This window comes from Chryseobacterium indologenes, from assembly GCF_001295265.1.
Lineage (GTDB): Bacteria > Bacteroidota > Bacteroidia > Flavobacteriales > Weeksellaceae > Chryseobacterium > Chryseobacterium indologenes_A.
Map to the genome: position 1 here is coordinate 86702 of NZ_LJOD01000015.1, position 13480 is coordinate 100181.

The 13480-nt window shown below is 39.5% G+C and carries 16 protein-coding genes; 1 reads left to right on the forward strand and 15 read right to left on the reverse strand.

Features of this window, described 5'->3' with window-relative positions:
* Positions 1–29: 29 nt before the first annotated feature.
* From nuoD to AOB46_RS18555, 6 genes are all read right to left on the reverse strand, one after another.
* Complete coding sequence (gene nuoD / locus AOB46_RS18535) at positions 30–1253, reverse strand: NADH dehydrogenase (quinone) subunit D (protein ID WP_062702161.1); 1224 nt, start codon at positions 1251–1253, stop codon at positions 30–32.
* Between the two features lie 74 nt (positions 1254–1327).
* Positions 1328–1822 (reverse strand): NADH-quinone oxidoreductase subunit C, encoded by a 495-nt coding sequence (locus tag AOB46_RS18540; RefSeq protein WP_062702163.1) that lies wholly within the window; start codon positions 1820–1822, stop codon positions 1328–1330.
* Between the two features lie 6 nt (positions 1823–1828).
* Positions 1829–2389, reverse strand: coding sequence for an NADH-quinone oxidoreductase subunit B (locus AOB46_RS18545; protein ID WP_002983540.1), 561 nt, complete (start codon positions 2387–2389; stop codon positions 1829–1831).
* Positions 2390–2461: 72 nt separating this feature from the next.
* Positions 2462–2833 carry an NADH-quinone oxidoreductase subunit A gene (locus AOB46_RS18550; protein ID WP_062702165.1) on the reverse strand — a complete coding sequence of 124 codons (372 nt, stop codon included), beginning with the start codon at positions 2831–2833 and terminating at the stop codon, positions 2462–2464.
* 121 nt (positions 2834–2954) lie between these two features.
* Complete coding sequence (locus AOB46_RS23660; protein WP_185113887.1) at positions 2955–3131, reverse strand: hypothetical protein; 177 nt, start codon at positions 3129–3131, stop codon at positions 2955–2957.
* A 79-nt stretch (positions 3132–3210) separates the two neighbouring features.
* The gene (locus AOB46_RS18555; protein WP_062702167.1) at positions 3211–4344 is read right to left on the reverse strand and encodes a GNAT family N-acetyltransferase; all 1134 of its coding nucleotides are present in this window, start codon (positions 4342–4344) and stop codon (positions 3211–3213) included.
* Between the two features lie 108 nt (positions 4345–4452).
* On the opposite strand from AOB46_RS18555, the gene AOB46_RS18560 reads away from it, so the two are divergent.
* Complete coding sequence (locus AOB46_RS18560) at positions 4453–5163, forward strand: zinc metallopeptidase (RefSeq protein ID WP_062702169.1); 711 nt, start codon at positions 4453–4455, stop codon at positions 5161–5163.
* Here AOB46_RS18560 and AOB46_RS18565 read toward each other — a convergent pair.
* The 9 genes from AOB46_RS18565 to rbfA all read right to left on the reverse strand — a co-directional run bounded on the left by AOB46_RS18565 (position 5160) and on the right by rbfA (position 13477).
* Positions 5160–5762 carry an IMPACT family protein gene (locus AOB46_RS18565; protein WP_062702171.1) on the reverse strand — a complete coding sequence of 201 codons (603 nt, stop codon included), beginning with the start codon at positions 5760–5762 and terminating at the stop codon, positions 5160–5162. The genes AOB46_RS18560 and AOB46_RS18565 overlap by 4 nt on opposite strands.
* Positions 5763–5839: 77 nt before the next feature.
* Complete coding sequence (locus AOB46_RS24115; protein ID WP_410470276.1) at positions 5840–5995, reverse strand: bacteriocin-like protein; 156 nt, start codon at positions 5993–5995, stop codon at positions 5840–5842.
* A gap of 30 nt (positions 5996–6025) precedes the next feature.
* A complete protein-coding gene (locus tag AOB46_RS23470; protein ID WP_157845084.1) occupies positions 6026–6199 on the reverse strand; it encodes a bacteriocin-like protein in 174 nt (57 codons plus the stop codon).
* A gap of 97 nt (positions 6200–6296) precedes the next feature.
* Positions 6297–7334, reverse strand: coding sequence for a bifunctional diaminohydroxyphosphoribosylaminopyrimidine deaminase/5-amino-6-(5-phosphoribosylamino)uracil reductase RibD (gene ribD / locus AOB46_RS18570; protein ID WP_062702173.1), 1038 nt, complete (start codon positions 7332–7334; stop codon positions 6297–6299).
* Between the two features lie 63 nt (positions 7335–7397).
* Positions 7398–9203, reverse strand: coding sequence for a DUF349 domain-containing protein (locus AOB46_RS18575; RefSeq protein WP_062702175.1), 1806 nt, complete (start codon positions 9201–9203; stop codon positions 7398–7400).
* 74 nt (positions 9204–9277) lie between these two features.
* On the reverse strand, positions 9278–10015 hold the full coding sequence (locus AOB46_RS18580) for a shikimate dehydrogenase family protein (RefSeq protein WP_062702177.1): 738 nt from the start codon (positions 10013–10015) through the stop codon (positions 9278–9280).
* A gap of 61 nt (positions 10016–10076) precedes the next feature.
* On the reverse strand, positions 10077–11855 hold the full coding sequence (locus tag AOB46_RS18585; RefSeq protein ID WP_062702179.1) for an endonuclease: 1779 nt from the start codon (positions 11853–11855) through the stop codon (positions 10077–10079).
* Positions 11856–11906: 51 nt separating this feature from the next.
* A complete protein-coding gene (locus AOB46_RS18590) occupies positions 11907–13112 on the reverse strand; it encodes an ABC transporter permease (protein ID WP_062702181.1) in 1206 nt (401 codons plus the stop codon).
* Between the two features lie 5 nt (positions 13113–13117).
* Complete coding sequence (rbfA, locus tag AOB46_RS18595; protein ID WP_062702183.1) at positions 13118–13477, reverse strand: 30S ribosome-binding factor RbfA; 360 nt, start codon at positions 13475–13477, stop codon at positions 13118–13120.
* Positions 13478–13480: the final 3 nt, after the last annotated feature.

Genomic DNA, 13480 nt, shown 5'->3' on the forward strand with positions numbered 1-13480 from the left:
CTGAAATCAGATGCCTGACATCTTATTTTTTATGCGTCTAATTCTCCCGCAATAATATTCATACTACACATGGTTACAATGGCGTCTGAAATTACAGAACCTGTAATCATTTCAGGATATGCCTGGTAGTAGATAAAACATGGTCTTCTGAAGTGAAGTCGGTAAGGGCTTCTTCCCCCGTCGCTGACTAAATAGAATCCTAATTCTCCGTTTCCGCCTTCTACGGCATGGTAAATTTCTCCTTTTGGAACGTCTGTTTCTCCCATTACAATTTTGAAGTGGTAGATCAGTGCCTCCATTTTCTGATATACATCTGCCTTTTCAGGAAGGTAGAAGTCGGGAACATCCGCGTGGAACGGGCCTTCCGGAAGGTTTTCGTATGCTTGTTTGATAATTTTAATGGATTCCCAGATTTCCTGCTGACGAACCATGAAACGGTCGTAAGTATCTCCTGAAGTTCCTACAGGAATAATGAAGTCGAAATCTTCGTAGGAAGAATAAGGCTGTGCAACTCTTACATCGTAATCTACACCTGTTGCACGTAGGTTAGGTCCTGTAAATCCGTAGCTTAATGCTCTCTCTGCAGAAATGGCTCCGGCACCGATGGTTCTGTCCATAAAAATTCTGTTTCTTTCCAGTAAAGTACAGAATTCTTTAAATCTTGGCGGGAAGGTTTTTAAGAAGTCTTGTAATAACTCATGGAATTTCGGAGTGAAATCTCTTTCAAATCCTCCGATTCTTCCCATATTGGTGGTCATTCTGGCACCGCAGATCTGTTCGTACATATCGTAGATGCGCTCTCTTTCGATGAACATATAGGTAAGCCCTGTGATAGCTCCCGAGTCCATTCCGGTTACCCCGTTACAGATCAGATGGTCTCCGATTCTTGCAAGCTCCATCAGAATCACACGCATATAGTCTACGCGTTTAGGAACTTTAACACCGATCAGTTTTTCTACTGTCATATGCCATCCTAAGTTGTTGATAGGGGCGGAGCAGTAATTCATACGGTCTGTAAGGGTAGTGATCTGAGAATAGTTTCTTCTTTCAGAAATTTTTTCAAAGGCTCTGTGGATATATCCTACGGTTTGTTCTGCGTGAAGGATTCTTTCACCGTCCATGGTAAGGACATTCTGAAAGATCCCGTGGGTAGCAGGGTGGGTAGGTCCTAAATTGAGGGTATAAAGTTGTCCGTCAATCTGTTCCTTACTTTCGTACTGGTTGAGTATATTAGATAATGAGTTATCTTTCATAATTTAAATGCTTTAGGCTATAGGCTTTAGGCTTTAAGCTTACTGCTTATTGCTTACTGCTTATTGCATTATTTTTATCTTCCGAACATACTGTCGTTCTTATCCGTTCTGGTTCCGTCTTCAAGGCGATATTCCTTCAGCATCGGATGGTATCCCAGATCTTCCATATTCAGGATAGGTCTCAGGTCCGGATGTCCTTTAAATTTAATTCCGTAGAAATCGTAGGTTTCTCTTTCCATCCAGTTGGCTCCGGCATACAGCTCTACCAATGAATCTACTTCAATGTTTTCTCTGGACATGAAGATTTTCAGACGAAGCCTGAAATTTGTCATCATATTCTGAAGGTGATACACCACACCAATCTCTTTTTCAGGATACTCCGGATAATGAATTCCGCAGATATCAGTAAGGAATTTGATTTCTAATGATGAGTCTCTCAGGTAATGAACAATTTTTTTTATATCTTCTTTCTTTACTTCAATAGTCAGCATTCCATAAGGTTCTGAACTTGAAATAACAGATTCCGGAAATTCTCTTGTGATGGCTTCTAATACAAATTCGTTTGTCATTCCCGTTTAGTTGCTTATGTTGTAAGAGTCCAATAATTTCTGATATTCCGGCATATCTCTTCTTCTGATGCTTTCGCTTTCTGCAAGAGCCTGTACCTGCATTACGCCTTCAATGATCTGTTCAGGTCTTGGAGGGCATCCGGGAACGTAAACATCTACCGGGATAATTTTGTCGATTCCCTGAAGTACAGAATAAGTGTCAAAAATACCGCCGCTGGAAGCACATGCTCCAACTGCTACCACCCATTTCGGCTCTGCCATCTGAGTGTAAACTTCTTTTAGGACTGGTCCTAACTTCTTTGATATAGTTCCGCAAACCATCAGCATGTCTGCTTGTCTTGGTGAGAAAGAGTTTCTTTCCATACCAAATCTTGAAGCATCATATGTTGGGTTCAGGGTAGCCATAAACTCGATACCGCAACAAGAGGTGGCAAAAGGAAGCGGCCAAAGAGAGAATTTTCTTGCCATTCCGATTACACTGCTCAGTTTCGTTGCGAAAAAACCTTCTCCTTCATATCCTTCGGGAGCAGGTGCATCTGTTCTTATTACTGGTTTTTTATCTGACATCTCTTAGATTTTAGATTTTAAACTTTAGATTAAAATTCATCTAAAATTTATAATTTTTAGTTTATAATGATCCTACTTGTCCCAATCGAGTGCACCTCTTTTCCAGACATAGAAAAACGCAACGAAGAAGATCGCAACGAATGTCAATACAGCCAGGAATCCTTCCATACCGAATTCTCTGAAGTTAACGGCATAGGGGTAAAAGAATACGATTTCGATGTCGAATAGGACGAACAATACCGCAGTCAGGAAGTACTTGATAGAAAATGGTGTTCTTGCGTTTCCTTCTACAGGTACCCCGCATTCCCAGCTTTGATTTTTCACAGAATTTCCTTTTTTCTGCTTTGGTCCCAGAAAATGCGCTCCAAGCAGAGAAACGGCTACAAATCCTATGGCAACACCCGCTTGAATCAGGATTGGAATATAACTTTCAGGTAAATTCATTTTTGCATTATTATCTCAATTTGCAAATTTAGCGAATAAACAAGAAAGCATGAAATTTATCAGCTTAAAAGTCGGTGTAAAATAGGTAAAAGTGATAATTTAGAATCAATAAAAATAAGGTTTATTTCTTCATTTTTTTGAGGAGAGAGTAGGCCATGAACGATATATATCCGAAAAGAATACTGGCGAACATTATGTTAACTATAGTATTGGTTCTGTCATCCTCCAGCTGAAAAAAGAAGTTATAAATAAGAAAAGCGGCAATCAGAACGGCAAAAATAATTAACTGTGGTTTCATGGGGTAAAGATAAGGTTTAATAGCTGAAAAAAATAGTTGAGTTATTACTGATCACTCACTGCTTGTTATTCATTGCAGATTACTGATTACTAATATCCTTTGCATATGTTCTTCTTCTTTTGTGATTCACCGGGTTATAATCCTGCCAAAGGAGCTGAATGCTTTTGTTTTCTTCCAGTTCGGGGTTGGTTTCAAGGAATTTTACCCCTTTCTTCTTAAAAGTATCAAAAATCTCTTTGAATATGATTGAAGTAACCCCTCTTCTCTGATAATCCGGGTGAATACCGATCAGATAAAAATTGGCCCTGTCGTTTTTCTTTCCCGCCTGAAGAAGGTGCCACCAGCCGAACGGCAGAATTTTCCCTCCCGACTTCTGAAGAGCTTTGGAATAGGAGGGCATTGTAATAGCAAATGAAACAAGATTGTTGTGTTCATCAGCAATACATACGATAAAGTCTTTATCAATAAATTTGAAATATTTTTCTTTATACGTTTTACGCTGCTCGTCCGAAATGGGGGTGTAGGTAGAAAGATGTTTGTACGTTTCGTCCAGAAGATCAAACATAGCATCTACATATTGAAGGATCTCTTCTTTTGTTTTGAATTTTAAAACTTTGAGACGGTATTTCTGAGAGATCAGCTCATTGAATTTATAAATTTTTTCCGGCAGCGTTTCCGGAAACATCAGTTCAAATTCTACCCATTCTTTTTCTTTTACCAGTCCCAATTTCTCAAGATGTTCGGGATAATAGGCATGGTTGTAAATTCCGATCATGGTTGCCAGTTTGTCAAAACCCAGTGTCAGCATTCCTGCCTTGTCAAGGTTCGTGAATCCCATCGGACCTTCTATTTTATCCATGTTTTTCTCTTTAGCATAGTCTACTGCTTTCTGAATCAGGGCTCTGGAAACCTCTTCATCATCAATAAAATCAATCCATCCGAAACGTACTTTTTTGATGCCCAGCTCTTTTTCTTCTTTATGATTGATCATTACCGCAATTCTTCCAACTACTTTATTATTTTTGAAAGCCAGGTACTGTCTGGCTTCAGAATATTGAAGTGCAGGATTTTCCTTTGGATTCCAGATGTTGATTTCCTCATTGGCGAAGGGGGGTACATAATAAGGATTGTCCTTATACAGATCCATAGGGAATTTTACGAATTGTTTAAGCTGGCCGGCTGTTTTTACTTCAAGGATTGATACTGCAGACATAGTGTTTCTGAGGGGTAATTAATGGACAAATATAAATAATAAAATCTTATACTTTGGCACAGTTTTTACATCAATATGCTTAAATTTTAAACACAAAATCTATATAAAATGACGGGCTATTATATCATTATCGGTATTTCAATGCTGGTGAGCTGGTGGGTTTCATCCAGATTGAAATCGAAATTTGAATATTACTCCAATGTACACCTCAGAAACGGCCTTTCGGGAAAAGAAGTGGCAGAGAAAATGCTTAGGGATAACGGAATCAATGATGTACAGGTGATTTCTGTTCCGGGCCAGCTTACGGATCATTATAATCCTGGCGATAAAACAGTCAACCTTTCAGAAGGGGTATATATGCAGAGAAATGCGGCAGCGGCGGCGGTGGCAGCTCATGAATGTGGCCATGCGGTACAGCATGCGGTAGGATATTCCATGCTGAATCTTCGTTCAAAACTGGTTCCTATCGTAAGTATCAGTTCTAACCTGATGCAGTTTGTTCTTATTGCCGGGATTGCCGTGATGGCAGCAACAAGATCAATTGAAAATCCTAACGGGAACACAACCGTTTTAGCGATTGGGGTAGCTATGTTTGCAATGACCACTCTTTTCGCTTTTGTAACGCTTCCTGTGGAATATGATGCGAGTAACCGTGCTATGAAATGGCTTAAAGATACGGGAACTGTAACTCAGGAAGAATTCGTAGGGGTGCAGGACAGCCTTAAGTGGGCGGCCAGAACGTATCTGGTAGCAGCTATCGGCTCACTTGCCCAACTTTTGTACTGGGCGTCTATGCTTTTCGGAAGCCGAAGGGATTAATCTTTAAATTCAAATGAAACATACTGCATCTCGGATAATTTTTCTGAGATGCTTTCTTTTTGAGCCAGCTTTAAAGATGCAGTAAGGATACAGTTTTCATTGGCGTCAAAATTCAGTACTTTGGCATCGAATTTTGAGAGCAGGGTGAAGATGATATTCTGCTGGTTAAAGTTAAACTGAATTTCAACTTCGGTTTCCAGTTCTTTAGTAATGATATTGGCTTCTTCAAGAGTCATCTTCGCTGATTCTTTATAGGCTTTCACCAATCCTGAAACACCAAGCTTTGTTCCGCCGTAATATCGGATAACCACCACCAGTATATTGGTGATTTCGTGAGCCAGCAGCTGATTGTAAATCGGGAGACCGGCACTTCCTGAAGGTTCACCATCGTCATTGGCCCGGTAATTTTCACCCTGAAGTCCCATTCTGAAAGCATAGCAGTGATGGGTGGCTTTGGGATGCTCTGTTCTGAGTTTTTCCAAAGCATTTTTTAATTCTTCTTCATTATTGACCGGGTAAGCAAATCCGATGAACTTGCTTCCTTTTTCTTTTAATAAAGTATTTTCAATGGGGTTTTGTATCGTTTTGTATTCGAACATGCTTCAGAGTAGCTTTTGAACTGCAAATTTACAGTTAATATACTACAAAAAAAAGAGCGTTGCCGCTCTTGTATGTATTAACACATTGTTGTTGCCGGTATACACTGTCCCTTGGGCTCACATCTGTGAAAGCCTGGTTTGCAGGGGCATATTGGCATCCATGGTTCGCAGGTCTGTATGCCTCCCTGGATTGTCTTGAGTTCTCCTTTTGATAGTTTTCTTAAATTTTTCATGGTGGTTATGGGTTTTAATGGTGGTGTTTTCTAATCACAGAGATCCATTGGGATTAAGCACATATAGCTTGTGGGTCCGCAGAAATCTGTCGGGCAGTAATCCCTGCATCTTGTGGGCTGACCGTTAGGTAAAATACAGGTTACAAAAACTCCTCCTGTGATGGATCTCAGGTTACTTCTCGAAATTTTTTTCAGATTTTTCATGATTATTGAATTTGATTTTTCCTACTCTAAAACTTTTCGGATTCCGTTTTAATGTGTATTAAATATAGGTAAAATATTTCAATTGGTTATGAAATATCTAAAGACTTTCGCTTTTATTTGTATAGAATGAAATCGTGTTGTCTCTGAAAATTTCGGTTTTATCGGAAATCTGATTGAAATCAGGAGCTTTTGTTCCGTGTTCTGATTTCAGATTTTCATTTTCAATAATAATGGTTTCATCCCAGAGGCCGGCATCAATAAATTGCTGCAGAGTAAATCGTCCTCCTTCAATAATAACAGACTGTATGTGTTCTCTGTGTAGTGCAGCCATCAGGTCAGGCAGGAAATTTTCCTTTCCAATTCTGATGAACCGGATATTTCCTTCTGTTTCTTCTTTTTCGGTATTAAAAACAAGGGTTTTTGCTTCGTTATTGTAAATCCTGAAATCTTGGGGAACTTTCAGGCTGAAATCGATCAGAATTCTCACAGGATTGATTCCTTCCGTATGTCTTACGGTAAGGCTGGGATTATCTGTTAAAGCGGTTTGTGTCCCTACTAAGATGGCGTGTTCGTCGGCTCTTAACTGATGAACAAACTGGCTGGCCAGTGCATTGGAAACAGCAGTTGGTTTAAAGTCTTTATCCAGAAATCCGTCTCCGGACTGTGCCCATTTTAAAATGATATAGGGTCTGTGCTTTTCATGGTACGTAAAGAATCTTTTATTTAACTGAATGCATTCTTTTTCCAGAACTCCTGAAATGGCTTCGATGCCGGCATCCTGAATGATCTTTTTTCCTTTTCCGTTTACTCTATCGTGGGAGTCCATGGCGCCGATCACCACTTTTTTAAAGCCCAGTTCTTTAATTTTTAAGGCACACGGTGGTGTTTTACCGTAATGTGCACAAGGCTCCAGCGATACATAAATGGTAGATTCGGGAATAAGGCTTTTATCTTTAACGGAATTGATGGCATTGATCTCGGCATGGTTTTCTCCTGCCTTATGGTGATATCCTTCTCCGATGATTGTGCCGTTGTGAACGATCACGCTGCCGACAAGCGGGTTAGGATAGGTGCTTCCCAAAGCTTTCTGAGCCAGATCAATACATCTTTTAATATAGAATTCGTCGTTGTTCATAGGTGAAAAAGAAAAAAGCGAAGACAAATTTCTTTGCTCCGCCTGTTTATGTTTTTTAATGTGTTACTCTCCAGCGATGATGTTGTGAAGGTTCTGTTTTAGTGTTTCCAGATGGGCTTTTTTCTCATCAATTGTATTGTACGTATCTTTCAGAAGAGGGTTTTCTCTGGACGGCTTGTTGAAGAATGCTAAATTGTTTTCCAGTTTCACGATTTCTGCTTCAAGGTCGGAGATCTGGCTCTTCATTTTTCTTGCCTTATCAGTAAGCTGAGTTTCAGTTAAGCCTTCTTCTTTCAGTTCAAGCTCATTAATCTTGTTAAGCTTCAGCTTTTCTCTCAACGTTTTGTTGAATTCAGAATTGATGGCAATTTTGTCTCTCGGCACTTTTCCGATATTGTTCCATGCTGTTTTAATGGCTTCAATTCTTTCAATGCTGCCGTCTTCGTTAGAAACTGTTTTCAACTCGTCAAGCAGCTCTTTTTTATGCTTGTAGTTTTCTTTCCAGTTATCGTTGGAAGCGTTGTTTTTTTCTCTGTAATTGTTGAAGAACGTGTTGCAGGCATCACGGAATTCATCCCAGATTTTATTGGTCATGCTTTTAGGAACATGGCCGACCTTCTTCCAGTCTTCCTGAAGTTTTTTGAATAGCGGAACGGCAATGTCCCATTCTTCATTGTTCATATTATCTTTAGCAGTCTGGATCAGTTTTAGTTTTTCTTCCAGGTTGGCCTGCTGAGATCCTTTCAGAGATTTGTAATAATTGTTCTTTGTTGTATTAAATCCTCTTAATATGGTTTTGAAGTCGTTCCAGTTCTGATTGGATAATTTTCTCGGAACGCTTCCTGTTTTTAGGAATTCAGAACGCAGATCTTCCACTCTTTTAATGGCATTCTGCCAGTAGTTGTGGTTAGGGGTTTCTGAAGGTTCAGAAAGTTTTTTAATCTCTGCAATAATCTGGTTTTTCTTTTCCAGGTTAGCATTCTGTTCTGTTTCAATGGCAGCAGAAAGCTCAGATTTTCTTTCGTGAATCTTGTTGGAGATCTCTTTGAACTCTTCCCAGGTTTTTTCACGGAATTCTTCTGCTACGGGCTCTGCCTCCTCTTTCCATAATTTATGAAGATATTGAAGCTCATTCAGGGCTTTCTGAATAACAGGCTCATTTTCAAGCTCCTTAGCACGGGCAATGATATGTTGTCTTTTCTCCAGATTATGGCTGAATTCCTGCTCCAGGAACTCTTTGTTCAGATCCAGCATCTGATAAAACTGGTTCAGGTGGTGGAAATAATTGTTGTTAAGGATTTTGAATTCCGATTTGGCAACCTGTCCGGCTTTTGACCAGTCTTCTTTGATCTCACGGATGGATTTGAAAAGATTGGTTCCTGCTTCAGAGTTGGTATAAAGGTTTTTAAGTCTTTCGATAATACTCTGACGGTAATCAAGGTTTTTCTTTTGCTCTTCTTCCTGCGATTTCTGGTAAGAATCGTGCTTTTCCTTGAAAATATTGACTAAAGCAGAGAATCTGGCTTGTGAAGGATGCTCATAGCTGAAATTTTCAGGAGCATTTCCGGCCTCTACATATTCATGCTTTTTGTCTTCCACTTCATCATGGATGTGATGACTTGCTTTATCTTTTAACAGGTTGAATCTTTTGAAGTTTTCTCCGGCATTATCTGTATTGATGATCTTTTCCATTTCTTTCAGGGCATCGGCCAGGCTAATATCCGTATCAGCATGTTCTTCTTCATGATGTTCTGTATCGTCATCATGGTGCTCATCCTGAGGCTGGGTATTTCCAGACGTGTCTTCTTGAGATACTTCTTGAGGATTTTTGTTTTCTTCGTTTTCAGAAAGATTGTTTTCTGTAGTCATAGCAAATCTTTTATGTGAGTGGCGTTAATATCCCTTTTATATGGCTCTGAAGCCAATTTGAGTACTAATTTAGTTTATTTTTTTTGAAAATTCCAAATTTCCCAGGCTTTTTCTGCTTGCTGTTCAAGCATATAATAGCCGTTCACTGTTTTTGCTCCTTTTTCGGCAGCTTTTATGATGAATTGAGTGTAATTAGGGTTATAAATAAGGTCTATGATAAGATGCTCCGCCGAAAGTCCGTCAAAAGGAAATTCCAGACAGTCTTCAACATTGGGGAAAGTTCCTACGGGTGTACACTGGATAATAATTTTATGGTCCTGTACGGTTTCTTTGTTCAGCGTGTCAAATGTAATTTCAGATTTTCTGGAGATGGTTATGGAAGGAATTCCAAGTTGGTCCAGAACGTATTTTACAGCTTTTGCTGCCCCGCCGTTTCCTAAGATCAGTGCTTTATCGTGATGGGCTTTTTTATGAAGAAGCAGAGTTTTTTCAAATCCGAAAGCATCGGTGTTGTAGCCTGTCTTTTTTCCGTCGCGGATGAGTACGCAGTTGACGGCGCCTATTTTTTCGGCTTCATCACTCAGCCCGTCCAGATAATTGATGATTTTTTCTTTGTAAGGGATGGTGACATTAAAGCCTAAGAGTTCCGGGTTGGCGAAGAGCTTTTCGGCTTCCTGGATGTCATTCAGGTCAAAAATATCGTAGGAATAGTTTTTAAGCATCAGCTTTTGAAACTTGTCTTCAAAGAATTTTTTGGAAAAGGAATAAGAAATATTCTTTCCTATAAGTCCTAATTTTTTGTTGGAATCCATGATATCAAAAATAAAAAAAAGACCGAATAAATCGGTCTTTGTTGTAAAATATTTTTCAAGTTTAATCTACGATGAATTTTGTAGAGAAGCTGTCTGTTTTCAGAATGTAATTTCCTTTAACAAGTCCTTTAAGATTAATCTTATTAGAATTTTTGAATGGATTGGCAATCACTTCCATAAGCTTTCCTGAAAGATCATAGATTTCAGCTTTTGAAATTTTGCCCAGATTTTCACCTTTTACAAACAGTTCATTGTTTTTTACCGGGTTAGGGTAGATGGTGAATTCAGCTTTATCTTTTTTGATATCTGAAGTTCCCAATGAACCGAAACATGTCCAGCTTAAGTCGTCCATCGTAACTCTGTTGGAACTAGGATTGGTTAATTTGATAATCACATCTCCGTCAACGTTAATGTTGATCGTTGTTGTTACGGCAGTTTGAGTATATGGAATAGTACCAACTACAACATCGTTAACCAATACATTTACAGAGTTGTTAGAGCCACTGAATCTTCTTTGAGTAGTCACTGTTAACGTCTGAATACCTCCGGATATGGTGGTACTGGTAAGAGTTCCGTTTCTGAGAGTGATCGCTCTGGTGGTATTGATTTTCTCATCTATTTTGGTGTCTGTTGCAGTCCAGGTGATATTATTATTGGTCCAGGTTCTGGTTTCATAACCATTATCTGTTCCTACAATGCTGTTGAAGTTTTCTGTACCACAGCTTGTATTTCCTCCGGACTGTCCGGCTAAAGTTGTTTCACTTGCGAGGTTACTTTGAGGTGAAGAGTTTCCGGCTGCATCTCTTGCAATAACATAGAAGCTATACAGGGTAGAAGGCGTTAATCCAGGAACAGTTGTAGAAGTTCCTGATACCGTAGTTTTTAATGTTCCGTTAGCATACACATCATAACCTATTACGCCGATATTATCTGTAGAGGCAGTCCAGCTTAAAGAAATGGTGTTAGAAGTAGGGTTTTGTGCTGTAAGGTTGGTTGCAGCGGTTGGCGCTTGATTGTCAACAACCGGCGTTCCCCAGATCATTTCAACATATGCAGGATTGTCAATAAAAGGATTCCTGTTTCCCTGGAAAGTATATGAAGCATTGTTTCTTCCTCTTTCAGCATCTGAAACAGGGTCCATGGCATGCCATGCCATAAGCTGGTTCAGTTCCCAAGGCTGTAATCCCGGGAATGTAGATCCGCCCAGCATATTTCCTGAAGTGAAAGAAGGTAGTTCTGCTTCGTATCTTGTTACAAAATAAAAGATCATTCGGGCAACGTCACCTTTGAATTCATCAATCGGCTCAAATACTGTTCCTGAGTATCCCGGAGATACAGAATTTCCTAATTTAGATCCATTCATAGAGTTGAAACTTGCAACGCCTACTTTCCCGAAAGGAAAATTGGATCTCATCCCGTTTACTTTTCCATCGGTAGCACGGATAAAATGAACATCTGCAACCATAGGGCTCTGTTCATTAAAAAGACTCTGCGGTACAATGTGTTCTCTGTTATAGCAATGGCCTTCAGCGCTGTAGTTTCCACACTGATTCGTTCCTAAGGTGTATGAGTATGGATCCGGGCCAGAAGGGTTTTCAGAGTAAATATCCAGAATTTTTCCATCATTATCATAGTAATAATCCCGGTCTGTAGTTGCGTAAGCCGTCCATAAGCCGCTGTAGCCTTTGTCCTGATGACCATTCTTGATGATGTTTTTTAAGGCTGTTTTAAGGGGGGCTCCTGTTAGGCCTGCGGCATTATTATAATAACCGGCAGGTGCCTGTGCTGCAGCATTGATAAACAAGATGCTCAGCATTAAAAAAGATAGAATTCGTTTCATTTCTAAAAAAATTGGGGGCGTAAAGGTACAAAAAAATGGAGACGAAACGTGTTAATTTTTAGTAATATACTCTTTGCTGATTTTTGAAAAGAACCACGAAATAGCAATCCCGAACAGGGAAGCGGTAAGGGCTACAATGAAATAGTTTTTCCCGACAATTTTTACAGGGAACGGGAGAATAGAATTGGCTCTGAAAAATTCGGTATAGAGCTGGAAATAACAAAGGATGGTTCCCAGGATCAGCCCGGAAATAACCCCTGAAATCACGATAAGAATTCCTGTGTAAAAATAAGTCATTCTCAGATGGCTTATAGGAAAGCCTAATGAGATAAGGGATTTGGCCTGTTCTTTTTTATCCAGCTGAAGGATAATAATGGCCCCGGCCAGGTTGAACGTTGTAATGAAGATAACAAGAGCAAAGATCAGGTAAATGAACATTTTCTCTGTGTTGATCATTTTCCAGAAAGCGGCATTTTCCTCTTCTTTGGTTTTTATTTCAAAGTTTTTCCCCAGGGTATTGAGAAGGTTTTGCTTAACAGCATCTGCGCTGTCCGGATTCTTTAATTTGATAACAATCTCGTAAGCAGATTTTTTTTGAAGATTAAGCAGTTCTTCGGCAAGTTCAATAGGGGCGATAATATAGCTGTCGAGCTGTTCTTTTCCGGGAAAAAGTCCGGTAACAATAATATCTCTTTTGTTGTAAATATCTTCTTCTTTGTTGATGATTCCGGTTCCGGGTTTCGGCATAAATACCGTGGCATAATTGTCGGAAGAATCTACCGGAATAGAAAGCCTGTTATCCAGATTGGTTTCCATAAATACTTCATTGGTGTATTTAAAGCCCGGATAGGTTCCGTAGATGACTTCTTTATCAATGGGATTTACTTTTGTATAGGCTGAATCTACTCCTCTTAAATAGGCAATATCGCCTTTTCCACGGAAGCTGATGTATACTTTTTCCTCAATGATGCGGGAAAAGCTGCTGATGGCTTTGTTGTTCTTTAAAGTAGTGTTTACCTTATCCAGATCTTTTATGGTTTTTCCTGAAACACTTTTAAGGGTAAGGTCTGCATGAAGATTGGAGATCAGGTCTTTATTAAGGTCCTCAAGTCCTGAAAAAACTGAGATAATAACGAACATTGCAGCTACGGCAACCATCATGGCACCCACTGCAAGCCACGTAATGAACGTAACGGCAGTACTGCCTTTTTTAGCCAAAAGGTATCTGGATGCTATGTAAAATGCAATATTCTTCAAAATTCTTATAAAACAGGATTGTCGCCTTCGCCTCTTAATTCTCTTTCCAGTCTTTCAACATCGTCAAGAGCGGTGTCTAAATAAAAGTTAAGCTGTGGAATGATACGTACCTGTTTAGCCATTTTCTGGCCGATAAAATTTCTGTACTGAGGTTTGTTTTCTTCAATTTCCTTCATAACTGCAGAACGAAATTCCTGCGGGAAAATGCTTAAATAAATTTTAGCAATACCAAGATCTGCCGTTACTTTTACATCTGAAACGGATACCAAAATACTCTGCTTGCTTTCTGCAGCCTGTTTGCGGAAAAGTTCTGCGAAGTCTTCCTGAATAATCTGTGCTACTTTTCTTTGTCTGTTACTTTCCATAAG